The sequence below is a fragment of the Pseudomonas sp. LY-1 genome (assembly GCF_053502595.1).
On sequence record NZ_CP094353.1, the window covers coordinates 475,777 to 501,218 of the forward strand.

At 61.6% G+C, this 25,442-nt stretch carries 24 protein-coding genes and 1 tRNA gene; 19 read left to right on the forward strand and 6 right to left on the reverse strand.

Translation table 11 applies throughout. From position 1 onward, the window contains the following. Nucleotides 1-39 precede the first annotated feature (39 nt). Nucleotides 40-627: a hypothetical protein gene (locus tag MOQ67_RS02140; protein WP_046488826.1), complete on the reverse strand. Its 588-nt coding sequence runs from the start codon at nt 625-627 to the stop codon at nt 40-42. Between the two features lie 16 nt (nt 628-643). After that, nucleotides 644-1,255, reverse strand: a complete 612-nt coding sequence (locus MOQ67_RS02145; RefSeq protein ID WP_198718759.1) for a hypothetical protein — start codon at nt 1,253-1,255, stop codon at nt 644-646. Nucleotides 1,256-1,583: 328 nt separating this feature from the next. On the opposite strand from MOQ67_RS02145, the gene MOQ67_RS02150 reads away from it, so the two are divergent. The 8 genes from MOQ67_RS02150 (at nt 1,584) to MOQ67_RS02185 (ending at nt 9,528) form a co-directional block, all read left to right on the forward strand. Further along, nucleotides 1,584-2,264, forward strand: coding sequence for a CsgG/HfaB family protein (locus MOQ67_RS02150; protein ID WP_017848624.1), 681 nt, complete (start codon nt 1,584-1,586; stop codon nt 2,262-2,264). A 29-nt stretch (nt 2,265-2,293) separates the two neighbouring features. Further along, on the forward strand, nt 2,294-2,656 hold the full coding sequence (locus tag MOQ67_RS02155; protein WP_017848623.1) for a DUF4810 domain-containing protein: 363 nt from the start codon (nt 2,294-2,296) through the stop codon (nt 2,654-2,656). Further along, a complete protein-coding gene (locus MOQ67_RS02160) occupies nt 2,653-3,306 on the forward strand; it encodes a DUF799 domain-containing protein (protein ID WP_079442601.1) in 654 nt (217 codons plus the stop codon). The genes MOQ67_RS02155 and MOQ67_RS02160 overlap by 4 nt, the downstream gene beginning before the upstream one ends. A 1,227-nt stretch (nt 3,307-4,533) precedes the next feature. Continuing rightward, entirely contained in the window at nt 4,534-6,156 is a 1,623-nt protein-coding gene (locus tag MOQ67_RS02165; RefSeq protein ID WP_198717693.1) for a vWA domain-containing protein, read from the forward strand. A gap of 38 nt (nt 6,157-6,194) precedes the next feature. Continuing rightward, nucleotides 6,195-6,767, forward strand: a complete 573-nt coding sequence (locus MOQ67_RS02170) for an RNA polymerase sigma factor (protein WP_017848620.1) — start codon at nt 6,195-6,197, stop codon at nt 6,765-6,767. After that, nucleotides 6,764-7,351, forward strand: coding sequence for a hypothetical protein (locus tag MOQ67_RS02175; protein ID WP_057006118.1), 588 nt, complete (start codon nt 6,764-6,766; stop codon nt 7,349-7,351). The genes MOQ67_RS02170 and MOQ67_RS02175 overlap by 4 nt, the downstream gene beginning before the upstream one ends. Before the next feature lie 417 nt (nt 7,352-7,768). Further along, a complete protein-coding gene (locus MOQ67_RS02180) occupies nt 7,769-8,833 on the forward strand; it encodes a 2,3-butanediol dehydrogenase (protein WP_232925553.1) in 1,065 nt (354 codons plus the stop codon). A 239-nt stretch (nt 8,834-9,072) separates the two neighbouring features. After that, nucleotides 9,073-9,528, forward strand: a complete 456-nt coding sequence (locus MOQ67_RS02185) for a hypothetical protein (protein ID WP_017848617.1) — start codon at nt 9,073-9,075, stop codon at nt 9,526-9,528. A 337-nt stretch (nt 9,529-9,865) separates the two neighbouring features. Here the strand turns inward: MOQ67_RS02185 and MOQ67_RS02190 are convergent. Next, a tRNA-Arg gene (locus tag MOQ67_RS02190) sits at nt 9,866-9,942 on the reverse strand. Nucleotides 9,943-10,312: 370 nt separating this feature from the next. On the opposite strand from MOQ67_RS02190, the gene gabD reads away from it, so the two are divergent. The 3 genes from gabD to MOQ67_RS02205 all read left to right on the forward strand — a co-directional run bounded on the left by gabD (nt 10,313) and on the right by MOQ67_RS02205 (nt 14,562). Further along, complete coding sequence (gene gabD, locus MOQ67_RS02195) at nt 10,313-11,755, forward strand: NADP-dependent succinate-semialdehyde dehydrogenase (RefSeq protein ID WP_198717691.1); 1,443 nt, start codon at nt 10,313-10,315, stop codon at nt 11,753-11,755. A 181-nt stretch (nt 11,756-11,936) separates the two neighbouring features. Further along, complete coding sequence (gabT, locus tag MOQ67_RS02200; RefSeq protein WP_017848615.1) at nt 11,937-13,214, forward strand: 4-aminobutyrate--2-oxoglutarate transaminase; 1,278 nt, start codon at nt 11,937-11,939, stop codon at nt 13,212-13,214. Between the two features lie 139 nt (nt 13,215-13,353). After that, a complete protein-coding gene (locus MOQ67_RS02205; RefSeq protein ID WP_169885453.1) occupies nt 13,354-14,562 on the forward strand; it encodes an HDOD domain-containing protein in 1,209 nt (402 codons plus the stop codon). A gap of 64 nt (nt 14,563-14,626) precedes the next feature. Here MOQ67_RS02205 and MOQ67_RS02210 read toward each other — a convergent pair whose 3' ends face one another. Together MOQ67_RS02210 and desA are read right to left on the reverse strand one after the other, a co-directional pair. Beyond that, nucleotides 14,627-15,628, reverse strand: a complete 1,002-nt coding sequence (locus MOQ67_RS02210) for a sensor domain-containing diguanylate cyclase (protein WP_198717690.1) — start codon at nt 15,626-15,628, stop codon at nt 14,627-14,629. A 201-nt stretch (nt 15,629-15,829) separates the two neighbouring features. Continuing rightward, nucleotides 15,830-17,014 (reverse strand): delta-9 fatty acid desaturase DesA, encoded by a 1,185-nt coding sequence (desA, locus tag MOQ67_RS02215; RefSeq protein WP_046385075.1) that lies wholly within the window; start codon nt 17,012-17,014, stop codon nt 15,830-15,832. A 166-nt stretch (nt 17,015-17,180) separates the two neighbouring features. Between desA and dibA the strand changes: the two genes are divergently transcribed. The 6 genes from dibA (at nt 17,181) to MOQ67_RS02245 (ending at nt 23,560) form a co-directional block, all read left to right on the forward strand. Further along, entirely contained in the window at nt 17,181-19,094 is a 1,914-nt protein-coding gene (gene dibA, locus MOQ67_RS02220) for a phosphodiesterase DibA (protein WP_017848611.1), read from the forward strand. Nucleotides 19,095-19,332: 238 nt separating this feature from the next. Next, nucleotides 19,333-19,515, forward strand: a complete 183-nt coding sequence (oscA, locus tag MOQ67_RS02225; RefSeq protein ID WP_010565387.1) for a sulfur starvation response protein OscA — start codon at nt 19,333-19,335, stop codon at nt 19,513-19,515. A 177-nt stretch (nt 19,516-19,692) separates the two neighbouring features. Next, nucleotides 19,693-20,703 carry a sulfate ABC transporter substrate-binding protein gene (locus MOQ67_RS02230; protein WP_046488790.1) on the forward strand — a complete coding sequence of 337 codons (1,011 nt, stop codon included), beginning with the start codon at nt 19,693-19,695 and terminating at the stop codon, nt 20,701-20,703. Between the two features lie 168 nt (nt 20,704-20,871). After that, the gene (cysT, locus tag MOQ67_RS02235; RefSeq protein ID WP_017848609.1) at nt 20,872-21,690 is read left to right on the forward strand and encodes a sulfate ABC transporter permease subunit CysT; all 819 of its coding nucleotides are present in this window, start codon (nt 20,872-20,874) and stop codon (nt 21,688-21,690) included. Between the two features lie 13 nt (nt 21,691-21,703). Next, nucleotides 21,704-22,576, forward strand: coding sequence for a sulfate ABC transporter permease subunit CysW (gene cysW, locus MOQ67_RS02240; protein WP_017848608.1), 873 nt, complete (start codon nt 21,704-21,706; stop codon nt 22,574-22,576). Nucleotides 22,577-22,579: 3 nt separating this feature from the next. Further along, nucleotides 22,580-23,560 (forward strand): sulfate/molybdate ABC transporter ATP-binding protein, encoded by a 981-nt coding sequence (locus tag MOQ67_RS02245; protein ID WP_017848607.1) that lies wholly within the window; start codon nt 22,580-22,582, stop codon nt 23,558-23,560. Nucleotides 23,561-23,669: 109 nt separating this feature from the next. Here the strand turns inward: MOQ67_RS02245 and MOQ67_RS02250 are convergent, their stop codons facing one another. Further along, complete coding sequence (locus tag MOQ67_RS02250) at nt 23,670-24,197, reverse strand: Mpo1 family 2-hydroxy fatty acid dioxygenase (protein ID WP_102617782.1); 528 nt, start codon at nt 24,195-24,197, stop codon at nt 23,670-23,672. A gap of 83 nt (nt 24,198-24,280) precedes the next feature. Between MOQ67_RS02250 and MOQ67_RS02255 the strand changes: the two genes are divergently transcribed. Together MOQ67_RS02255 and MOQ67_RS02260 are read left to right on the forward strand one after the other, a co-directional pair. Further along, entirely contained in the window at nt 24,281-24,967 is a 687-nt protein-coding gene (locus MOQ67_RS02255; protein ID WP_017848605.1) for a Crp/Fnr family transcriptional regulator, read from the forward strand. Nucleotides 24,968-25,005: 38 nt separating this feature from the next. Then, complete coding sequence (locus MOQ67_RS02260; protein WP_017848604.1) at nt 25,006-25,371, forward strand: response regulator; 366 nt, start codon at nt 25,006-25,008, stop codon at nt 25,369-25,371. Nucleotides 25,372-25,442 lie beyond the last annotated feature (71 nt).

The window sequence follows — 25,442 nt, forward strand, 5'->3', positions numbered from 1 at the left end:
TGGTTTTTCGCGAGCAAGCTCGCTCTTACAGGGGCGGGGTTACAGCAACTTGCGCTGCACCGCCTCATCCAGCGTGCTGCGCGTCAACGCCTCCACCACTTCCCGCGTGTCCGCCTGGAACGGGATGCCCACGATCAGCACCAGGTGCATCCAGGTGCGTACCGACTCACTCTTTTTGATGCGCCCGAGTTCTTTGCCGTCTTTGTCCTTGAACACGGTTTCCAGGGTGAAGGTGTTCTTCGCCGTGGACGGGATGATGAAGAACGTCACGCCAGTGATGATCGCCGAGGCCATGTTGAACTGTTCGTTGTTGTACAGGGTGGCGTCGGCGTAGATGTCCGAGTCGACCTTGTCGGTGCTCACCCGCGAGAAGCGGTTGGACTGGCGAAACGAATCCGCCACGGCCTTTTCCCACAACGCCGCCGGAGCGCCGGCTGCAGTGTTGCCCGGGCCGCTGTTGACCTGGCGGAGCGCGGTGGTACGCACGAACGCCGTGGGTTTTTGCGCCGGTGCGTTGGCGGTCGGCGGCCAGGTTTGCACGGGCGGCAGTTCGTGTTGCGAGTAAGACACGCAACCTGTCAGCAAGATGGCCGCGAGGACCAGGCTGTGTTTGATCAATCCTTTCATGTGTCGCTCCTTGAAATTACTGTTTGGCCAGCTTCGCGGTAGCGGTGTCGAGCAGTTGCGCGACCAGTTCGTTCAGTTGCTTGGCGCCCATGGTTGGGGCCCAGTATTCGCGACCGTAGAGGCCGACGTTGCGCTCGAACTTGACCTCGTGTTTGGCGCTCGCCAGTTCCTTGCCATCGCGATCGACGATCACCAGGTCGCCGGCCACGTCAAAGGTGTCGACGTAGATCGGGCCGTTGACCCAGATCCAGACCGTCAGCGTCAGCAAGGCGCCGGGGACATAGCCCGGGTGTATGCCACGGTGGCCCTTGAGGGAGGTCATGTTGAACTTGAGCAACACGTCCTGCTCACCCAGGCGCACGGGGTATTCGGTGACCTGCTTGAAGTAGCCCGCAGTACTCACGTACTGATTGAGCTGGGCGGTCAGCGAGCGGCTGATCGCGGTCTTGTTGGCGTCGTTGATGTCGGCGGCGCTCACCGTCACATCGGCGACTTGTGCGCTGCGCGGGCTGGCGATGGCGGCGGGGTGGAGCGGGGCGCCAATGGGGCCGGTGACGGTGTAGGACACACAACCGGTCATCGACAGAGCGGCGATCAGGGTCGCTGCCCGGAAGAGGGTTTTCAACACACAATTTCCCTATTAATGAATGAGCCAGGCCAGTGTCTCGACCGATAGCCCAAAAACTTGAGGAATGTGCGTCATCGCACGCCCTCCGACGAAACACCTTGAGAACCCCTCTCAACCCCGTAAAATGCTGCAGCCGTTGCGACCCGACATGTTCAGGGATGAAGTCAGTTACGCGCGAGTTCTTGCCTTTGCGCAGGCCAGCCTGCCTCCCTCCCTGAAACTGCCGCCCTTGGCCCGACGCCTTCGACCTCGAAGGGGTGGGTATCGCCTCGTGCCCGGTTTCTCGCTACACCGAACGCTGCTGATTTCCTCACTTTAGGAGCAACATGTGAAAACACTGTCCCAAATCCTGCTGTCCGGCGTTGCCGTCGCAGCGCTGCTGACCGTGGCCGGTTGCGCCACGGAGAGCAACCGCGCGATGCCGGTGGAACAAGTCGCCAGCGCCCACGTCGCCTATTCCGGCGTGCGCGTGCCGATTGCCGTGGGCAAGTTCGATAACCGCTCCAGCTACATGCGTGGCATCTTCTCCGACGGCGTCGACCGTCTCGGCGGCCAGGCCAAGACCATCCTGATCACCCACCTGCAGCAGACCAACCGCTTCAGCGTGCTGGACCGCGACAACATGGGCGAAATTTCCCAGGAAGCCGCGATCAAAGGCACCGTGCAGAAGCTCAAAGGCGCTGATTACGTGGTGACCGGCGATGTGACCGAGTTCGGCCGCAAAGAAACCGGCGACCGCCAGTTGTTCGGCATCCTCGGCCGTGGCAAGACGCAAGTGGCCTACGCCAAAGTCGCGTTGAATATCGTCAACATCAGCACTTCCGAAGTGGTGTATTCCACCCAGGGTGCCGGTGAGTACGCGCTGTCCAACCGTGAAGTGATCGGCTTCGGCGGCACCGCCAGCTACGACTCCACCCTCAATGGCAAGGTGCTCGACCTGGCCATGCGTGAAGCGATCAACCGCCTGGTCGACGGCATCAACGCCGGCGCCTGGAACCCGCGCAACTGATTGGCAACCCCTCAAGGAGTAGTACACGGATGAGCAAGGCAGTGAAGTTGGCGCTGATGCTGACAGCAATCGCGACGGTCGCCGGGTGCCAGACGGCGCCTCAACCCCTGTATCAATGGGAAAGCTACCAGCCGCAGGTTTACGAGTACTTCAAGGGCGAGCCCAAGGAAGCGCAGGTCGAGGCCCTGGAGCGCGATCTGCAGAAGATCAACGCCAGTGGCCGCAAAGCACCGCCGGGTTACCACGCCCACCTGGGCATGCTGTACCTGAGCATGGGCAAGGATGACCAGATGGTGCAGGAGTTCCGCACCGAGAAGGCGCTGTTCCCCGAATCCGCTGCGTACATGGACTTTCTGCTGAAAAACGCCAAGACTGGAGTCGCCACCAAATGAGCCTATTGAAACTCACCGGCGCCTTGCTGGCCCTGGCCTTGCTCGGCGGTTGCGCGGCACCGAAAACGATTGATTACACGGCATACAAACAGGCGCGGCCGAAGTCGATCCTGGTGCTGCCGCCGATCAATGAATCGCCGGAAGTGCAGGCGTCCTACAGCATGGTTTCGCAGGTGACCTACCCGCTGGCCGAAGCCGGCTACTACGTGTTGCCGATTGCCCTGGTGGACGAAACCTTCCGCCAGAACGGCCTGACCACCGCCAACGATATCCAGGGCGTGCCGCCGGCCAAGCTGCATGACATCTTCGGTGCGGATGCAGCGCTGTACATCACCGTCAGCGAGTACGGCACCCAGTACATGCTGATCTCCAGCAACACCGCGGTGACCGCCTCGGCCAAACTGGTGGACCTGCGCACCGGCACCACCCTATGGACCGGCTCGGCGCGTGCGTCCAGTGAGGAAGGCAACAATAACAACGGCGGCGGCCTGGTGGGCATGTTGATCACAGCGGCGGTCAAGCAGGTGATCAACAGCTCCACCGACGCAGCGCATCCGATCGCGGGCATCACCAGTGCGCGCCTGCTCTCGGCAGGGCAGCGTACCGGGCTGCTGTACGGTCCGCGCAACCCGAAATACGGTACGGACTGATCTCAGCGAAGATCAAAGGTGGGAGGGGGCAAGCCCCCTCCCACACTGATCGAGGTGTTATCTAAATCAGGATTCAGGCGGGGCAGCGCGCCGGGCTGAGTTAACCGTCTCGATTCTGGCACCACCGAAGATCAAAGGTGGGAGGGAGCTTGCTCCCGATGGCGGTGGGTCAGTCGCCCGATGCAGTGGCTGACAGTTGGCAATCGGGGGCAAGCCCCCTCCCACACTGATTGAGGTGTTATCTAAACCAGGATTCAGGCGGGGCAGCGCGCCGGGTTGAGTTAACCGTCTCGATTCTGGCACCACCGAAGATCAAAGGTGGGAGGGAGCTTGCTCCCGATGGCGGTGGGGCAGTCGCCCGATGCAGTGGCTGACGCTTGGTCATCGGGGGCAAGCCCCCTCCCACACTGATTGAGGTGTTATCTAAACCAGGATTCAGGCGGGGCAGTGCGCCGGGCTGAGTTAATCGTCTCGATTCTGGCAGCACCGAAGATCAAAGGTGGGAGGGAGCTTGCTCCCGATGGCGGTGGGGCAGTCGCCCGATGCAGTGGCTGACAGTTGGCAATCGGGGGCAAGCCCCCTCCCACACTGACCGAGGTGTTATCTAAACCAGGATTCAGGCGGGGCAGCGCGCCGGGCTGAGTTAACCGTCTCGATTCTGGCACCACCGAAGATCAAATGTGGGAGGGAGCTTGCTCCCGATGGCGGTGGGTCAGTCACCCGATGCAGTGGCTGACAGTTGGCAATCGGGGGCAAGCCCCCTCCCACACTGATCGAGGTGTTATCTAAACCAGGATTCAGGCGGGGCAGTGCACCGGGCTGAGTTAACCGTCTCGATTCTGGCACCACCGAAGATCAAATGTGGGAGGGAGCTTGCTCCCGATGGCGGTGGGTCAGTCGCCCGATGCAGTGGCTGGCGCTTGGTCATCGGGGGCAAGCCCCCTCCCACACTGACTGAGGTGTTATCTAAACCAGGATTCAGGCGGGGCAGTGCACCGGGCTGAGTTAATCGTCTCGATTCTGGCACCACCGAAGATCAAATGTGGGAGGGAGCTTGCTCCCGATGGCGGTGGGTCAGTCGCCCGATGCAGTGGCTGACAGTTGGCAATCGGGGGCAAGCCCCCTCCCACACTGATCGAGGTGTTATCTAAACCAGGGTTTAACCCGAACACCCCACACCTTGCGTCTGACCTTGTGAACGGATCATTCATTCACGAGGTTCAGTCCATGTCCCGTCCTCTGCTTTTCCTGCGTCCTGCTGCCCAGGGCTTTGCGGTTACTTTGCTGGTGGCGCTGGCCGGTTGTGGGCTGTCTTCGCCGCCTGATTTAGCCAAACCGGCTGAGCCCGTCGCCGAGCTGCACAGCGCGCCGGTCCAGGGCGCGTTGGTCAAGCGCCAGGCGATGCCTGCACCGATGCGGATGCAGGAGTCGGCAACCCTGGATTACCAAAGCGAACCCCGCGAGCAGTACGCCAACCTGCCGGACAACCCGGTGCATCGGGTCGCCGAAACGCCGGTCTCGACCTTCAGCATCGACGTCGACACCGGCAGCTACGCCAACGTGAGACGTTTCCTCAACCAAGGCCGTCTACCGCCCGAGGGCGCTGTGCGACTGGAGGAAATGCTCAACTACTTCCCCTATCACTACGCCTTGCCCACCGACGGTTCGCCGTTTGGCGTGACCACCGAACTGGCGGCCACCCCGTGGAACCCGCGCACCCAACTGCTGCGCATCGGCATCAAGGCCTCCGACCGCGCCGTAGCGCAGCTGGCGCCGGCCAACCTGGTGTTTCTGGTCGATGTGTCCGGCTCCATGGACCGCCGCGAAGGCTTGCCGCTGGTGAAAAGCACCCTGAAATTGCTGGTGGATCAATTGCGCGAGCAAGACCGTGTGTCGCTGGTGGTCTACGCCGGCGAGTCGCGCGTGGTACTCCCTCCCACCTCCGGGCGCGACAAAGTGAAGCTGCGCAACGCCATCGACCAACTCAGCGCGGGCGGCGCCACCGCCGGTGCTTCAGGCATCGAACTGGCCTACCAGATGGCCCGCGAAGGCTTTATCGAGCAGGGCATCAACCGCATCCTGCTGGCCACCGATGGCGACTTCAATGTCGGCGTCAGCGATTTCGACAGCCTCAAGCAAATGGCCGTGGAACAACGCAAAAGCGGTGTGTCGCTGACCACCCTCGGCTTCGGTGTGGATAACTACAACGAACACCTGATGGAGCAGCTGGCCGACGCGGGCGACGGCAACTACGCCTACATCGACACCCTGCGCGAAGCGCGCAAGGTGCTGGTGGACCAACTCAACTCGACCCTGGCGGTGGTGGCGCGGGATGTGAAGGTGCAGGTGGAATTCAACCCGGCCCAGGTCAGCGAATACCGCTTGCTGGGTTATGAAAACCGCGCGTTGAAGCGTGAGGACTTCAACAACGACAAGGTCGACGCGGGTGAGATCGGCGCCGGGCACACGCTGACCGCGCTGTACGAAATTGTACCGAAGGGCCAGCAGGGCTGGCTGGAGCCGCTGCGCTATGCCGCCGCGCCTGCGGTGTCGGGCGCTTCCGATGAGTTGGCCATGTTGCGCGTGCGCTACAAGCCTGCGGCCGGTGGTGCGAGCCGCTTGATCGAGCGGCCGGTGAGCAACGCCTCGGCCAAGGCCAGCGACGACCTGCGCTTCTGCGCCGCCGTGGCCGCCTTCGCCCAGCAACTCAAGGGCGATGGCCGCTACACTGGCAGCATGAGTTTGCAGGACACCGCCGCACTCGCCCGCTCTGCCCGGGGCGATGACCCGTTCGGCTTGCGCAATGAATTCGTGCAACTGGTCGAAGTGGCGCAAAGCCTCAAACCTTGATCGTGAACACAACGACCAGAAAGGAGTTCGCCACCGACATGCCCGCTCCAGATGATTCACCCAGCGACGAATCGCTGCTGGCCCGCTACCGAAGCGGTGACGGCGCCGCGTTCGAAGCCTTATACGCGCGGCACCGCCAAGGTCTCTACCGCTTCCTGGTGTCCCTGAGCAACAAGGCCGAACTGGCCGAGGAAATTTATCAGGAGACCTGGCTCAGCCTGATCCGCAGCGCCACTCAGCCACAAGGCCGGGCGAGTTTTCGTACCTGGCTGTTCCAGATCGCCCGCAACCGCCTGATCGACTATTGGCGCAAGCACGGCATCCACAACCCGTTGCACGACAGTTACGATGAACAACTGCACGCCCAGCCCGACACCAGCGCCGGCCCCGAGCAGCATCTAAGCCTGAGCCGCGACCAGGCGCGTCTCGACGCCGCGTTGCAAGACTTGCCCGAAGACCAGCGCGAAGTCTTCCTGCTGCGCCTGCATGGCGACCTCGACGTGCCGCAGATCGCCGCCCTCACCGGCGCCCCGCTGGAAACCGTGAAAAGCCGCCTGCGTTACGCCCAGCAGAAACTGCGCCGCCTGCTGGCCGAGGAGATACCCGCATGACCGACTCCCGATACACCCCCGACCCCGACGACCTGCTCATCCAGCACGTGCGTCAACACAGCCGCGGCGAGCCACCGGCGTCCCTCGACGCCTTCATCCTCGCCACCGCCCGCCGCGAAACCCCAGCGCCGCAACCCAGCCGCTGGCAACGCTGGCTGCACGCCTGCCAACGCCCACGCTGGCAGATGGCATTCGCCACCGTCGCAGGGTTAGCGCTGATGATCGGCGTGGTCATGCGCTCGCCCGTGCCTCAACCCGACATCTCCCCGGCGACGTTCTCCGCGCCCCACCCAGAAAGCGCCCGCCCGGCCCCCGCGCCGATGGCCCGGATGGCCGTCGCGCCCAGAGCCGAAAGCGCGCCGGTCCAAGCCGAAATTGCCGGTGCGTTGTCGGATCAATCGCCGGCCAGGCTCAGCAAGCGCGCACCGGTTGCACTGCCTTCATTGGAAGAGGGCTTGCAGGAAATCGTCAACCTGCGGGCGGCCGGGGACAGCCAAGCGGCGGATGAGAAGCTGCTAGCGTTGCACGCGCGCTTTCCCCAGGAGGACTTGCCGGCGCGCCTGGAGGTGTTGCGCAAGCGCTGAACGCGGGGCGGGCGGTGAGACGCAACGTCTCGCCGTCTCATCGCCACCAGGTGTGGTCTGACATGGCGCGTCTCATTCGAGCGCGATCGCGGCCGCCCCTGGGGTTCCAGCGGACCGCTCTAAGCAAGGCCTGTTCAGGTGCTTTTGCGGATCTGGCACCGGCCTTGCTCTGGCTCTGGTAACCAGCCCGACTGGTGACCCAATAATAAAAACAGGTGCCCGATGTCCTGCCCAACTCCCTTTCTCGGTTCTGCCCGTGGCGGCGTCATGAGTCGCATGCCGCAACAGCTCAATCGACTGGTTCTGGACCTTGTGCTACCGCGCTGACGCCCCTCCTGGCGGACTCTTGCGGGGCGCCAGGGCCAATCGTTCCAAGGAGATTTCGCTATGACCCTTTCGATCAATCCGCAACGCAGCATGCGCGCCGCTGTCTGGCACGGCCGTCACGATATCCGCGTCGAAGACGTCCCGCTGCCCATTTCGCCGCCGGCCGGTTGGGTGCAGATCCGCGTGCAGTGGTGCGGAATCTGCGGGTCCGATTTGCATGAGTACGTGGCCGGGCCGGTGTTCATACCGGTCGACGCCCCGCACCCGCTGACCGGGATAAAGGGGCAGTGCATCCTCGGGCATGAGTTTTGTGGCGAGATCGTCGAACTCGGCGCCGGCGTACAGGGCTTCAGCGTCGGCGAGCCGGTGGCGGCCGATGCGTGCCAGCATTGCGGCACGTGCTACTACTGCACCCACGGGATGTACAACATCTGCGAAAACCTGGCCTTCACCGGGCTGATGAACAATGGTGCCTTCGCCGAACTGGTCAACGTGCCCGCCAACCTGCTGTACAAATTGCCGGCGAATTTTCCCGCTGAAGCCGGGGCACTGATCGAGCCGCTGGCGGTCGGCATGCACGCAGTGAAAAAAGCCGGAAGCCTGCTCGGGCAAAACGTAGTGGTGGTCGGTGCCGGCACCATCGGCCTGTGTACCATCATGTGCGCCAAGGCGGCCGGTGCGGCGCAGGTGATCGCGCTGGAAATGTCCGGCGCCCGCAAGACCAAGGCCCGGGAAGTGGGCGCGACCCATGTGCTCGATCCGAATGAATGCGATGCCCTGGCCGAAGTACGCCGCCTCACGGGCGGGCTCGGCGCGGATGTCAGTTTCGAATGCATCGGTAACAAACACACGGCCAAACTCGCAATCGACCTGATCCGCAAGGCCGGCAAGTGCGTCCTGGTGGGGATCTTCGAGGAGCCCAGCGAGTTCAACTTTTTCGAGTTGGTGGCGACGGAAAAACAGGTAAGGGGCGCGCTGGCCTACAACGGCGAGTTCGCTGACGTGATCGCGTTTATCGCCGATGGACGGCTGGACATTACGCCGCTGGTGACGGGGCGTATCCAGTTGGAACAGATCGTGGGGCAGGGCTTTGAGGAGTTGGTTAAAAACAAGGAGCACAATGTGAAGATTATTGTGTCGCCTGCTCGGGTTTGAAGTGAGCGATGATTCTGCCACTTTGTTGTAGATGGCAAAGGGTGGCAGGGTGCTGATGGGATCTATCGACTGCCTTTCCCGTCGCCCGGCTGAGGACTGGCAAAAGCAAAGCACACGAAAAGGCCCCGCACTTGGCTCAAGTGTGGGGCCTTTTGATTTACTATTCGCACGCCGCCCGTTCCGGCGGCGCTCAGCCCAACGGCTACACTCCGAATTTAAAATGGAAGGATCCTCACGTCATGTCCGATAAGTTGTTCCGCACACTCGCCTTGTCCAGCCTGTTCGTACTCGCCAGCTGCACCACGGCAACGCCAACCGTATCGACGCCTGTCACCTCCAAGGCCATCGAAGCCTTCGTCGACATCTGCCTGAAGACTGCGCCCTCATTCGCAGGCTCGGCTGAAGCGGCCAAGCGGTTCGGCATCAACGACCTCCAGGACATGGGCTTCATGCGCCTCGGCTTCACCACAGACAAAAAACTCGGCGTGCAACTTTCTGAAAAGGAATGCGTCGTCACCACTCCGAATCAATCGGACGACAGCCTCACCCGCCAACTGCTGAGTGCCGCGCAGACTTACTCGCAAACGCCGGTAGCCGATCGTGTGCCATCGAAGGTGCGTATCCAGGACAACAACTTTATTCTTCAGCATGACCGCAAAGGCGGTGAAACGTATGTGCTATTGCGGAACAAGTAATTAGCACTTTTACCCTGCGCACGAAAAAAGCCCGCTTTGCGGGTTTTTTTATGTCGGGAATTTAACGAAAACGCCGTTATTAGACGCCACCTTCCGCTTGGGAATCGCTAGTGAAGAGACCTATCTTTTTCGGCTCGATGGGCTCACTGAATCGCCCTGGATTCTCTAGACACCTTTCGAGCTCCAGTTATAGGAATCTCAAAGCCTACAAATGGGCATATACGGCGGGAAGTTACAGGGGTAGACAGGGATGGATAGCCAGAAACAAGAAAGCCCGCACGGGGCGGGCTTCTTGGGGCGTTTCGTAGACTGTCTGAGACAGCCCGAGACTGCTATATGGTGCACCCGGCGGGATTCGAACCCACGACCCCTGCCTTCGGAGGGCAGTACTCTATCCAGCTGAGCTACGGATGCTTGTGCGGGCGACATCATACCCATGTCGACCTTGGGCGTCCATGCTGGTTTTTGGCCGCTGGCGGGTGGGAATTGTCTGTGTTGGGGCCTTGCGTCGGGCGCTGTGGCTCGGTGGTGGGGTGCGGGGCTTGAGGTCGTTGATCTGATAAATCCGGCAAATAAGCGGTTTTCGTTCTTTTTTTCGAACATCCTATTGCCCTGTACCCCCTTTGATCCTAGGATTCGTTTGAGATTTCAAACGCTCTGTCTCCCGTGCGCTCTCCACTTGCTTGCACGCAGGGGCTGATTTCCCTGACGGCAGCCCCCAAAGGCGCCTTTCAACAACTCTAATTCGCTCCGCGCGCGCGCGGTGCTGTTAAGGAAAGCCGACATGCAGCTTAAAGATGCCCAGTTGTTCCGCCAGCAAGCCTTTATCGATGGGGCTTGGGTCGATGCGGACAACGGTCAGACCATCAAGGTCAACAACCCCGCCACGGGCGAGATTCTCGGCACTGTGCCGAAGATGGGCGCCGCTGAAACCCGCCGCGCCATCGAAGCGGCGGACAAAGCGCTGCCGGCCTGGCGTGCGCTGACCGCCAAGGAGCGCGCCAACAAGCTGCGCCGCTGGTTCGAGCTGATCATCGAGAACCAGGAAGACCTGGCACGCCTGATGACCCTGGAACAGGGCAAGCCGCTGGCCGAAGCCAAGGGCGAAATTGTCTACGCCGCCTCCTTTATCGAGTGGTTCGCCGAAGAAGCCAAGCGCATCTACGGTGATGTGATTCCCGGCCACCAGCCGGACAAGCGTCTGATCGTGATCAAGCAACCGATCGGCGTGACCGCTGCGATCACACCGTGGAACTTCCCCGCCGCGATGATCACGCGTAAAGCCGGCCCGGCCCTGGCCGCCGGTTGCACCATGGTGCTCAAGCCTGCCTCGCAAACGCCGTTCTCGGCGTTCGCCCTGGCTGAACTGGCGCAGCGTGCCGGCATTCCGAAAGGCGTGTTCAGCGTGGTCTCCGGCAGCGCCGGCGATATCGGCAGCGAGCTGACCAGCAACCCGATCGTGCGTAAATTGTCCTTTACCGGCTCGACCGAAATCGGTCGCCAGTTGATGGCCGAATGCGCCAAGGACATCAAGAAAGTGTCCCTGGAGCTGGGCGGCAACGCGCCGTTCATCGTGTTTGACGACGCTGACCTGGATAAGGCCGTCGAAGGCGCGATCATCTCCAAGTACCGCAACAACGGCCAGACCTGCGTCTGCGCCAACCGTCTGTACGTTCAAGACGCGGTGTACGACGCGTTCGCGGAAAAACTCAAAGTGGCGGTGGCCAAGCTCAAGATCGGCAACGGTCTGGAAGACGGTACCACCACCGGCCCGCTGATCGACGGCAAAGCCGTGGCCAAGGTCCAGGAACACATTGCGGACGCGCTGGCCAAAGGCGCCACGCTGCTGGCGGGCGGCAAGGTCATGGAAGGTAACTTCTTCGAGCCGACCATCCTGACCAACGTGTCGAAAGATGCCGCTGTGGCGAAGGAAGAAACCTTCGGCCCGCTGGCGCCGCTGTTCCGTTTCAAGGACGAAGCCGAAGTGATCGCGATGTCCAACGACACCGAGTTCGGCCTGGCGTCCTACTTCTATGCGCGTGACCTGAGCCGTGTGTTCCGTGTGGCCGAAGCCCTGGAATACGGCATGGTCGGCGTCAACACCGGGTTGATCTCCAACGAAGTGGCGCCGTTCGGCGGTATCAAGGCTTCGGGCCTGGGCCGTGAAGGTTCCAAGTACGGGATCGAGGATTACCTGGAAATCAAATACCTCTGCCTGGGCATCTAAGCCCGGCAAGGCATTGCTGCAAACGCAAAGGGCACGAGAGCGCTGACCCTTTGCGTGTTTTACACCGTTATTCGTAGTGGCCGGGAACGCTGTGTCAGTCGATCATCGCATGCTGCCGTAGTTGCCCCCCGCCACGTATTCCTTGAACAACGCCACCCGATGAGTGGCGAATGAGGACTTTATGAGCAAGACCAACGCTTCCTTGATGAAACGCCGCGAAGCCGCTGTACCACGCGGTGTTGGCCAGATTCACCCGATCTTCGCCGAGTCCGCGAAGAACGCCACCGTGACCGACGTTGAAGGTCGCGAGTTCATCGACTTCGCCGGCGGTATCGCCGTGCTGAACACCGGCCACGTACACCCGAAAATCATCGCGGCCGTGACCGAGCAACTGAACAAGCTGACCCACACCTGCTTCCAGGTACTGGCCTACGAGCCTTACGTGGAACTGTGCGAAAAAATCAACGCCAAGGTCCCAGGTGATTTCGCCAAGAAAACCCTGCTGGTCACCACCGGTTCCGAAGCGGTTGAGAACGCCGTGAAAATCGCCCGCGCCGCCACTGGCCGTGCCGGCATCATCGCGTTCACCGGCGCGTACCACGGTCGCACCATGATGACCCTGGGCCTCACCGGTAAAGTCGTGCCTTACTCGGCCGGCATGGGCCTGATGCCAGGCGGCATCTTCCGCGCGCTGTACCCGAACGAACTGCATGGCGTGAGCGTCGACGACTCCATCGCCAGCATCGAACGCATCTTCAAGAACGATGCCGAGCCGCGTGATATCGCTGCCATCATCATCGAGCCGGTGCAGGGCGAAGGCGGTTTCTACGTCGCGCCTAAACCTTTCATGAAGCGCCTGCGCGAACTGTGCGACAAGCACGGCATCCTGCTGATCGCCGACGAAGTGCAAACCGGTGCCGGCCGTACCGGTACGTTCTTCGCCATGGAACAGATGGGCGTGACTGCCGACCTGACCACCTTCGCCAAATCCATCGCCGGCGGTTTCCCGTTGGCCGGTGTGTGCGGCAAGGCCGAATACATGGACGCCATCGCGCCAGGCGGCCTCGGCGGCACCTACGCCGGTAGCCCGATCGCTTGCGCCGCGGCCCTGGCCGTGCTGGAAGTGTTCGAAGAAGAGCACCTGCTGGATCGCTGCAAAGCCGTCGGCGAGCGTCTGGTTTCCGGCCTCAAGGCCATCCAGGCCAAGTACCCGGTGATCGGCGATGTGCGTGCCCTGGGCGCGATGATCGCGATTGAGCTGTTCGAAGGTGGCGACACCCACAAGCCAAACGCTGCTGCCGTTGCCGCCGTAGTGGCCAAGGCGCGTGAGAAAGGCTTGATCCTGCTGTCCTGCGGCCCTTACGGCAACGTGTTGCGCATCCTGGTGCCGCTGACCGCGCCGGACGAGCAACTGGACAAAGGCTTGGCAATCATCGAAGAGTGCTTCTCCGAGCTGTAAGGCCGGGCTGAACCGATCGATAGAAAAAACCCGCTTCGGCGGGTTTTTTTTTACCTGATGCAGCACATTCAGTGGTTGTTCATTGTACGTAGGCCGCCGCATTGTCTAAGGTGCAGGCATTGCAGATGGAGCGTGCAGGATGAGTGCTGTGGATTTACCCGCTGTACCCCGGGTGTTGATTGCTGAGGCAGACCCTTGGTCGCGGGACCTGCTCAAGCAGGTGTTGTTGAATGTGCGTTGCGACGCACGGCTGGATATGTGTGGCGATGGCCGGCAAGCGGCTACGCTGCTGCGCGACAAAGCCTACGACCTGATCGTGGCGGATTGGGAACTGCCGGGCATCGATGGCCTGAGCCTGTTGCGCAATGTGCGTCAGCAGCGTCGCTCGCCCGCGTTGCCGTTCATCCTCTTGAGCAGTCGCAATGACAGCGCCAGCGTGCGTGAGGCCTTGCCCTTGGCGCCCACGGCGTATCTGACCAAACCGCTGAACATGGACGGCCTGACCCAGCGCCTGCAAGACCTGCTGCTCAACGAAGGCGAAAGCGTGTACTGCGAAGTGCCGCGACTGGCGCCGGGCATGACCTTGTCGGTGTTCCTCGAGCGCCGCCGCGACGCCTGCGATGGCGCGCCGCTGTGGGTCGATGTGAAGGCCGCCGTGCAAGACAGCCTCGGGCCGGAGGGCCTGGACCTCAAGTGCCTGGAAGACCGCGTGTGTATGGACCCGCAGATCACCGCCGTGCTGATCGCCGCCGCCAACAGCGCCGGCCATCACGGCACGCCGGTGCAGACCCTGTCGGCGGCGTTGCACAAGCTGCAGGCCGGGCAAAGCATGAACCTGATACTCGGCCTGGCGCTCAAGCACAACGTGGTATTGGGTGATCCAGGCCTGGTGGCGTATGCCGAGCGTCACTGGCAGTTGTCCCAGGACACCGCCGACTACGCCCGCCGCCTGGCGCGCATGCTGGAGCTGGACCACGAGCGCTGTTACAGCGCGGGCATCCTGCATCGGCTCGGCGACCTGGCGTTGTTGCGCTGCCTGGAAGACTGGCGCCAGGGTGGCGGGGCGCTGGATGACGCAGCGATTGGCGAGTCGCTGCACGCCTTGGGTGCCGCCTACGGTTCGGCGTTGCGCACGCGTTGGCGCTTGCCGCTGGAACTGCGTCAGTTGATCGCGGCGATCTACTCCCTGGAAGGCGGGGTGTATTCGCGGGAGGCGCTGGTGATGAACCTGGCGGCGCAGATGGCGCGGTTGACCGAGCATGAAGGGCTGGAAGCGCTGGTCAGGAGCAAGACCGCGCGCTTGCTGAAAGTGGGGCTGTCGGAGCTGATGAGGTTGCGCAAGGCCTAAAGGGCTATGAAATTCACATGTGGGAGGGGGCAAGTCCCCTTCCACTGTGATCTGTGTTGATCCTCTAGCCAGCAACTACGCGGTTTTTGCCCAGGCGCTTAGCCTCGTACATGGCGTCATCCGCGCGGGCGAACAGGATGTCCAGGGTCGAGTCTTGCTCGTTGAGGCTGGCCAGGCCCTGGCTGACCGTCACGGTGAACGCGTGGCCTTCATAGCTGAAGCTCAACGCCTGGATTTCCTTGCCAAGCCGCTCAGCGACCTGCTGCGCCATCTCCGGCGCGCAACCGGGCAGCACGGCGGCGAACTCTTCGCCGCCAATGCGCCCGAACAGGTCGCCACGGCGCAGTACGCCACGACCGCTCTCGGCAATGCGCCGCAACACCTGATCGCCCTCCAAGTGGCCATAGGTGTCGTTGACGTCCTTGAAGTCATCGATGTCCAGCAGCAGGAATGCCAGCGGCGCAGCCTGGGCGCGGGCGCTGTCGAAGGCCTGGTTGGCGCATTCGAAAAAGTGCCGGCGGTTGCTGCTCTGGGTCAGCACGTCGGTGGTGGCCAGGCGGTGCAGTTCCAGCTCCAACTGTTTCTTGTCGGTGATGTCCTCGGCCATGCCGACCACGATCAACGGCTCGCCCGGTTCGGCCTGCTGGTTGATGTAGCACTTGTCGCTGAGCCAGCGAATCTGCCCGCCGGCCGTGATGATGCGGTACTCGCGGTCTTCCACGGCGCCTTGTTCGAGTACGCTGGCCAGGCTGTGTTCGGCGTAGTCGAGGTCTTCGGGGTGAATGCTGTTGCGCCATTCCCGGTGGTCGGCCAGCAGCATGCTGGCGGAACGGCCGAACACCCGCTCATACGCCGGGCTCACATACAGCACGCGCCGCGACGCCCAGTCGATGGCCCATAGCACCGCATTCACGCTGACCAGCAGGGAACTGAGTAATTGCTCACGTTCACTCAGCCGCTCGACCTCGCCCTGGGCGTGCATCAACGCCAGCAAGGTTGCTGCGGCTGCGGGGCGTGGGGGTTCAGCGGTGGGGGGAGCGGGCAGGTGCGTTTTTTCTTGGACCATCGGCACAACTCTCTCTGGGCGCGCCGCAGGGTTCAGCAGCGGTCACAACAAGGGGCCACCATGATGGCGAAGTGTTGTTTGAGAGGGGCGAATTGCGTCTAAGTTCCGTCATTGGGGGCGATTGTGACGGATTTATGGGTGTCTGGAGAATGGCGTCAAAAAAGCGATCAAAGGGGAAGGCAAGCCTTCCCCTCCGCGTGTTCACACCGTTGCAGGGCGCAACGAGTAGGTCTTCAATTGGTGGGCAAAATCGCGCAGGGACTGGATGCCGCTGGCCTCGGCCTCATGCACCCACTCCTTGATCGCGGCCAGCATATCGTGGCCGTTGGAGCTGGTCTTGAGCCAGATCTGCTGCAGGGCCAGACGCTTTTCGTAGATCACTTTCAGGGCCTGGCTGTGTTCCAGCATGCTCTGGATGCGCAGGTGGTGGCGGTCATCCAGCAGGCTGGTTTCCCGCGACAGCAGGCGCTTGGCACGGTGGAACTGGTGGCGCACCGAGTGATCGACCTTCTCCAGTTCCTGCTTGACCAGCGGGCCGATCACCAGCTTGCGGTACTGGGCCATGATCTGGAAACGGTTGTTGAGGATCGCCATGGCGGTGTCCATGTCCAGGTGGCCCTTGCCTTCGACGCGGTGGGCGATCGGCGCGACGCGCTGCACCTTGGCCAGGCGCAGCAAGCTGAACAGCTTGATCCACGCCCAGCCGAGGTCGAACTCCCATTTCTTCACCGACAGTTTGGCGGAGTTGGGGTAGGTGTGGTGGTTGTTGTGCAGCTCTTCGCCGCCCACGATGATGCCCCACGGCACCAGGTTGGTCGCCGCGTCCCGGCATTCGAAGTTGCGATAGCCCACGGCGTGGCCGAGGCCGTTGATCACACCGGCGGCCCAGAATGGAATCCACATCATCTGGATCGCCCAGATGGTGATGCCGATGGTGCCGAACAGCAGAAGGTCGATCACACCCATGATTGCCACACCCAAGAGCGGGTAGGGCGTGTAGAGTTTGCGTTCGATCCAGTCGTCCGGGCAGTTCTTGCCGTAGATGCGCAGGGTTTCGGGGTTTTCCGCTTCGGCGCGATAGAGCTCGGCACCTTTGCGCAATACGGTAGACAGGCCTTTAATGACGGGGCTGTGCGGGTCGTCGACGGTTTCGCATTTGGCGTGATGCTTACGGTGGATGGCAGTCCACTCGCGGGTGTTCTGCGCCGTGGTCAGCCACAGCCAGAAGCGGAAGAAGTGTTTCAGGCCGGCATTGAGCTCCAGGGAGCGATGGGCTGAATAGCGGTGCAGATAGACGGTGACCCCAATAATGGTCACGTGGGTCATCAACAGGGTGACTGCCACCAGTTGCCAGGCTGACAGGTCAAGAAAACCGTTGTACCACATAGGCTGTATGGCCCTCAGATAAAGAAAAAAACAGCTCACGCATTATCACTAAGCTCACAGAGAAAACCAGCCGACCTTTCAGATAGGAGTGACGGGATGTTTCTTATTCTATAATCCGTAACCTTTGTAGGGCGAATCTAGCTTTTTAGTAAGGATTACTGGCCATATGTTGTTCTCATACCGAGGTGCCCGGCGCGCGGGGTTGGTATATCTGCTGGTTTCGCTGCTGTGGGTTGTGCTTACTCACCGGGTATTGATCAAGTTCCTCGATGACCCGGTTGAGTTAGATCAGTGGCTGCAGATGCGCGGCTATGTGTGGGTGGCCCTCAGCGCCCTGGTGATTTACCTGATTTGCGCGCGCTTTGCGCGCGTCAACGAATTGCAGCAACCGCTCAAAGAGAGTCGTGAGCGCCTGCGCCAGGCCGCTGCCGTGTTCGATTGCACCCGTGAAGGGGTGCTGGTCACCGATGCCAAGGGGCAGATCGTCCATGTGAACCGGGCCTTTATGGCGATCACCGGCTATCGGCGCGAAGATGTCATGGGCGAGCAACCCAGCTTGTTCAAGTCAGGCCGCCATTCGTCGAGTTTTTACCAGCAGATGTTCCTGGCCCTGGAGCAAACCGGCGAGTGGAGCGGGGAAATCTGGAACCGGCGCAAAAGCGGCGAGATTTATCCACAGTGGCAAACCATCCGGGTGATTCACGACGACCTCGGCCATGTCAGCCATTACGTCGCGGTGTTTTCCGATATCAGCGCCATCAAGGATTCCGAGCACGAACTGGCGCACCTCGCGCACCACGACCCGCTGACCGACCTGCCCAACCGCCTGCTGTTCACCGACCGCGCCGAACAGGCCCTGGCTTCGGCGCAAGTGCATAAACGCGGTTGTGCGTTGCTGCTGCTCGACCTGGACCACTTCAAGATCATCAACGACAGCCTGGGCCATAACGTCGGCGACCAGTTGCTCAAATTGGTCGGTGAACGCCTGAGAAGCCAGTTCGGCACCGGCGTGACGCTGGCGCGGCTGGGCGGGGACGAATTCGCGGTGTTGGCGGAAAACTGTCCACAGGTGGTGCAGGCCGCCGCGCTCGCGCAACGCATGCTCGATGCGATGAAACTCCCGTTCAATTTCGACGGCCACCAATTGTTTATCAGTGCGAGCGTTGGCATCAGCCTGTTTCCCAGCGACGCGCTGAGTGCCCAGCAGTTGTTGCGTAACGCCGATTCCGCGTTGTTCAAGGCCAAGAGCGTCGGCCGTGAAGGCTATGCGTTGTACACCGAAGAGTTGACTGCCCACGCGCAGAACCGCGTGGAAATTGCCGGCGAACTGCGCCGCGCCCTCGACCAGCAGGAGCTGCGTGTTTACTATCAGCCGGTTCACGACCTGCACACCAGCCGCCTGATCGGCGTCGAAGCCCTGGTGCGCTGGCAACACCCGGAGCGCGGCCTGGTGCCGCCGGTCGAGTTCATCCCCATCGCCGAACGCACCGGGTTGATTGCCGATATCGACGCCTGGGTCATGCACGAGGCTTGCGCCCAGATGTGCCAGTGGCTGGAGGACGGCGTGCCGTTGAGGTTTATCGCGATCAACGTGTCCAGTCGCTTGTTTGCGCGACGCGAGTTGTATGAGCAAGTCGCCAAGGTGCTGCACGACACTGGCCTGGACCCGGCTTACCTGGAGCTGGAAGTCACCGAAAGCGCGGTGATGGAAGACCCCGAAGTGGCCCTGGAACAACTGCACCGCCTGCGCGAGCTGGGCCTGCGCCTGGCCATTGATGACTTTGGCACCGGCTATTCGTCGCTGCTGCGCCTCAAGCGCCTGCCGGTGCAGAAGCTCAAGATCGACCAGGGCTTTGTCGCCGGGGTGCCGTGGGATGAAGACGACGCCGCCATCGTGCGCGTGGTGATCGCCCTGGCGAAGAGTATGGGCATGCAGGTACACGCCGAGGGGATCGAACAGGTGGAGCAGGCGCGGTTCCTGCTGGAGCAAAACTGCGACATGGGCCAGGGCTATTGGTTTGGCCGCCCGATGCCGGCGTGTGAGATCGATTGGGACCGAGCCCCCGCCATCCCGAGTTGAAATGCAGTCAACTGTGGGAGGGAGCAAGCCCCTCCCACAATTGGATATTCGCCAGGCTCGATTTTGGCACTTGGCCACAAAACGCCGTTGTAACCCCACGTCCGGCCAGAAAATTCTTTCTGGTTATATAAACATTCTTAAATAGTATTTTTAAGAATATCCGCGCTTATCTACTATCGCCCTCACGCCGCAAGCAGTGCCGCCACTGCGCGGTACTCTTCATTTCAGGAGCGAGACCATGAGCGCATCTCTACGTAGCGTCGACGGCCAGGACGAAGCAGCCATTTTGCGTGAGATCCAGAGCGCGTTGCGCGATCTGCGCTTTGGCGCGGTGGAAATCACTGTACACAACGCTCAAGTAGTACAGATCGAACGCAAAGAAAAATTCCGCCTGCAGAACCCGGGTAACAAACCGGCCTGAGCAAGAGCGGCGATAGACCCATCACTATAAGAAATGCCCCTGTAGGCGCGAGCTTGCTCGCGAAAAGCTTGAAGGCAACGCGTTGCACCTGATGTGCAGCGTTATCGTTGACGTTTTTCGCGAGCAAGCTCGCTCCTACAGTCGTCAGCCAACACCCCGGAATTTCAGGAGCTTTCTATGTCGTCGATTCGCCGTTACGCCCTGGCTGCCTTGGCCAGCGCCGTGTTTGCCGGGTCTGCCGTTGCCAAGGACTACGAGTTGCTCAACGTCTCGTATGACCCGACCCGTGAGCTGTACCAGGACTATAACGCTGAGTTCACCAGCTACTGGAAACAGTCCCACCCCGGCGACAGCGTCAAGATCCAGCAATCCCACGGCGGCTCGGGCAAACAGGGCCGTGCGGTGATCGACGGCCTGCGTGCCGACGTCGTGACCCTGGCCCTGGCCGGTGATATCGACGAAATCGCCAAGTTGGGCAAGACCCTGCCGGAAAACTGGCAGACCCGCCTGCCGGATGCGAGCACCCCGTACACCTCGACCATCGTGTTCCTGGTGCGCAAGGGCAACCCCAAAGGCATCAAGGACTGGGGCGACCTGATCAAGAAAGACATGGCGGTCATCACCCCGAACCCGAAAACCTCCGGCGGTGCGCGCTGGAACTTCCTCGCCGCCTGGGCCTATGGCCTGAAAGCCGGTGGCAGCGAAGCCAAGGCGCAGGAATACGTCAAAGAGCTGTTCAAGCACGTACCGGTCCTCGACACCGGGGCGCGCGGTTCGACCATCACCTTCGTCAACAACGGTCAGGGTGACGTGTTGCTGGCCTGGGAAAACGAGGCGTTCCTGGCATTGAAAGAAAACGGCGGCGCCGACAAGTTCGACATCGTCGTACCGTCCCTGTCGATCCTCGCCGAGCCGCCTGTGGCCGTGGTCGACAAGAACGCCGAGAAAAAGGGCAACACCGAGATCGCTACCGAGTACCTCAAGCACCTGTACAGCCCGGCTGGCCAGGAGATTGCGGCGAAGAACTTCTACCGCCCACGCGATGAGAAAATCGCCGCCAAATACGCCCAGCAGTTCCCGAAGCTGGATTTGGTGACTATCGACAAAGACTTCGGCGGCTGGAAAACTGCGCAGCCGAAATTCTTTAACGACGGTGGCGTGTTCGACCAGATCTACTCGGCGCAATAAAAACACCGCCCTCTGTAGGAGCGAGCTTGCTCGCGAAGAAGGTCCAGGCACCGCATGCACCCAGAATGTGCGCGTTATCGTTGACGTTTTTCGCGGGCAAGCCCGCTCCTACAGAGCACGCATTCACCTGCGGGTTTTGTGTGTCAGACCTGCTAACCAAGGACTTTTATGTCGCGTCGTATTTCCCCCGTCATACCCGGCTTCGGGCTGACGCTGGGCTACACCGTGGTGTACCTCAGCCTGATCGTACTCATCCCCCTCGCGGCGATGTTTGTACACGCCGCTCAACTTACCTGGGATCAGTTCTGGAACATCATCACCGCACCGCGTGTGCTGGCGGCATTGAAGTTGAGCTTCAGCACCGCGCTGTACGCCGCGCTGATCAATGGCCTGATCGGCACGCTGCTGGCCTGGGTGCTGGTGCGCTACACCTTCCCCGGGCGCAAGATCATCGATGCGATGATCGACCTGCCGTTCGCCCTGCCCACCGCCGTCGCCGGTATCGCGCTGACCGCGCTGTACACCCCGACCGGCCTGGTCGGCCAGTTCGCCGCCGACCTGGGCTTCAAGATCGCCTACAGCCCCTTGGGCATCACCCTGGCGCTGACCTTCGTCACGTTGCCGTTCGTGGTCCGCACGGTGCAGCCGGTCCTCGCCGATATCCCCCGGGAAATCGAAGAAGCCGCCGCCTGCCTGGGCGCCAAGCCGTTGCAGGTGTTTCGCTACATCCTCGTGCCCGCGTTGCTGCCTGCCTGGCTGACCGGCTTCGCCCTGGCGTTTGCCCGTGGCGTCGGTGAGTACGGTTCGGTGATCTTCATCGCCGGCAACATGCCGATGAAGACCGAGATCCTGCCGCTGCTGATCATGGTCAAGCTCGACCAGTACGACTACCACGGCGCCACCTCCATCGGTGTGCTGATGCTGGTGGTTTCCTTCGTGTTGCTGCTGCTGATCAATTTGCTGCAGCGGCGCATCGAACACCCATAAGGAGGCGCGGAACATGTCCCAATCGTCTATCTCCGCCGCGTCCTCGGCCAACGCTGCCCGGCGTGGCAGTGCGTTGTCGCGGCGCATCCTGATCAGCCTGGGCTGGCTGGTGTTCTTCCTGTTCCTGGTGCTGCCGCTGTTTATCGTGGTGTCCCAGGGCTTGAAGAATGGCCTCGGCGCGTTCTTCACCGCGATCCTCGAGCCCGATGCGCTGTCGGCGCTCAAGCTCACGGTGGTCGCCGTGCTGATCTCGGTGCCGCTCAACGTGGTGTTCGGCGTCAGCGCCGCATGGTGCGTGAGCAAGTACTCGTTCCGTGGCAAGAGCATCCTGGTGACGCTGATCGACCTGCCGTTCTCGGTGTCGCCGGTGATCGCGGGCCTGGTCTATGTGCTGATGTTCGGCGCCCAGGGCTTCTTTGGGCCGTGGCTGCAGGCGCATGACATCCAGATCGTGTTCGCCTTGCCTGGCATTGTGCTGGCGACCATCTTCGTCACCGTGCCGTTCGTGGCCCGGGAGCTGATCCCGCTGATGCAGGAACAAGGCACCCAGGAAGAAGAAGCCGCGCGGCTGCTTGGCGCCAATGGCTGGCAGATGTTCTGGCATGTCACCGTGCCGAATATCAAATGGGGCCTGATCTACGGCGTGGTGCTGTGTACCGCGCGGGCGATGGGTGAGTTCGGCGCGGTGTCGGTGGTGTCCGGCCACATTCGCGGCGTGACCAACACGTTGCCGCTGCACGTCGAGATTCTCTACAACGAATACAACCACGTCGCCGCGTTTGCGGTGGCGAGTCTGTTGCTGATCCTGGCGCTCTTCATCCTGCTGCTCAAGCAGTGGAGCGAGAACCGTATCAACCGCCTGCGCGCAGCTGCGGCTGAGGAATAATCCATGTCCATCGAAGTCCGTAATGTCAGCAAGAACTTCAACGCCTTCAAGGCCCTGAACAGCATCAACCTGGACATCCAGAGTGGCGAGCTGGTGGCGTTGCTGGGGCCCTCCGGCTGCGGCAAGACCACCTTGCTGCGCATCATCGCCGGTCTCGAAACCCCGGATACCGGCAGCATCGTGTTCCACGGTGAAGACGTCTCCGGCCACGACGTGCGTGATCGCAACGTCGGGTTTGTGTTCCAGCACTACGCGCTGTTCCGCCACATGACCGTGTTCGATAACGTCGCCTTCGGCTTGCGCATGAAGCCGAAGAACCAGCGCCCGAACGAAAGCCAGATCGCGGTCAAAGTCCACGAATTGTTGAACATGGTGCAACTGGACTGGCTGTCCGACCGCTACCCGGAACAACTCTCCGGTGGCCAACGCCAGCGCATCGCCCTGGCCCGCGCCCTGGCGGTGGAGCCCAAAGTGCTGCTGCTCGACGAACCCTTCGGCGCCCTCGACGCTAAGGTGCGCAAAGAGCTGCGCCGCTGGCTGGCGCGCCTGCACGAAGATATCAACCTGACCTCGGTGTTCGTGACCCACGACCAGGAAGAGGCGATGGAAGTTGCCGACCGTATCGTGGTGATGAACAAAGGCGTGATCGAGCAGATCGGCTCACCGGGCGACGTCTACGAAAACCCGGCCAGCGATTTCGTCTACCACTTCCTCGGCGACTCCAACCGCCTGCACCTGGGGGGCGACCAACACGTGCTGTTCCGCCCCCACGAAGTGTCGCTGTCGCGCCATGAACTGGAAGACCACCATGCCGCCGAAGTGCGCGATATCCGGCCGCTGGGGGCGACCACGCGGGTGACCTTGAAAGTCGAAGGCCAGAGCGAACTGATCGAAGCCGAAGTGGTGAAAGACCACGACAGCCTGATCGGCCTGGCGCGGGGCGAGACCTTGTTCTTCAAACCCAAGGTCTGGCAAAAAGCCTGAACACACTGCAATAACAAATGTGGGAGGGGGCTTGCCCCCGATAGCAGTGGATCAGTCACTGAAGATATTGACTGACCCACCGCTATCGGGGGCAAGCCCCCTCCCACATTCAAACTTCTCTCGGCTTTAGATCGCGGCGAGCGACTGGCCCGGAGCGGCGTTCAATCTGCTCTTTGAGCTCGTGCCGCAACCCCAGCAAAAACGCCAACTCCGCCACCACAAACAACGGCCCGACGATCAGCCCCGACACATCATCCACAAACGCCGGCTTCTTGCCTTCGTAGTAATGCCCGACAAACTGAATCACCCAACCCACCACGAACATACCGATGCCGCTGCTCAGCCAGACCGGCGTGCTTTGCGCCGCCAGCACGTGCCCGGCCCACACCGACAAGCCCATCAGCACGCTCATCAGCACGCCCAGCGCGAGTTCCAGGCGCAGGTAGAACCACGCCGCAAGCAGCGCGACGATCAGCGCCGGCGACAGCCAGAGCCCGGCCAGCGGCCACTCCGGGCGTGAAAGCAACGCGGCGACGGCGACCACGATCAGCGGGATGCCGATAAAGTGGCTGGCGATATTGCGCGGGTCGCGGTGGTAGGCGGCGTATTGACTGAGGTGGTCGACGAGGCTTTTCATTGTTATTCCTCCTGTAGGATGTTTGATCATGCCCTGTCAGCCTTCGCCTAACTGTCAGCTGGGCGACAATCTTCGGAGTTCTCATGAACGCAGAGCAATGGCGACCCCGGCTGGCTGCCGGGCACTGGTTCAGCCACTTGCCCGGCGCTTTTCAGCATAGTCTGCTGGCCCACGCGCGGCTGCGGCTGCTGACGGCGGGGCAATACCTGTTCAAGCGCGGTGACCCACCCTGCGGCTTGTATGCGGTGCTCGACGGCAGTTTGCGGATCAGCGCGGTGAATGAGCAGGGCAAGGAAGCGCTGCTCAGCCTGGTGGAGTCGCCCTACTGGTTCGGTGAAATCTGCCTGTTCGATGGCCTGCCGCGCACCCACGACGCCTGTGCGGTCGGGCCGTGCAGGCTGTTGCAGGTGCCCCAGCAGGCATTGCTCGACATTCTCGATGAAACCCCGCAGTACTGGCGCGACTTGGCCTTGCTGATGAGCCAAAAGTTGCGCCTGAGTTTCATCGGCCTCGAACAGCTCAGCCTGATGCCCGCCTCGGTGCGGCTGGCCCATCGTTTGTTGATGATCATTGAAGGGTACGGCGACATCGAACCCTCAAAACGCCGGCTGCAGTTACCCCAGGAAGACCTGGCGGCGATGTTGAGCCTGTCGCGCCAGACCACCAACGCCTTGCTCAAGGACCTGCAAGCCCAGGGCATCGTGCGCCTGGGCTATGGCGAGATCGAAATCCTCGATGCACAGCGCCTGCGTGAGGCGGCGCACACCTGAGGGTGTTAGCCTGCAGGTCTGATCAATCGAGGTGTGTTATGCGCGTGCTGTTAGTGGAACATGAATCCGAAGAAGCACAGCGGATGGCCCAGGGTTTGAACGAGGCCGGTTATTCCGTGGAAGTTGCGGCCAACGGCATGGCCGCCCAGCGGCTTGTCGAGGGCAACGAGTACGACCTGGTGATTCTGGACGTGATGCTGCCCGGGCAGAATGCCTGGAAGTTGCAGCAGGCGATTCGGCACAAAGGCGAGACGCCGGTATTGTTTCTGACCAGCCCGGGTGGGATCGAAGACCGTCTGCGCGACTTGGAATTGCATGAAGATGATTATTTACTCAAGCCGTTTGAAGACAAGGCGCTGGTCATGCGCGTGAAAAAACTACTGCGTCGCGATCGCGGGCGCTGATAGATGTGTGGCCTGGGCTCTCGCGATCGCGGGCAAGCCCGGCTGTTAAATGTGGGAGGGGGCTTGCCCCC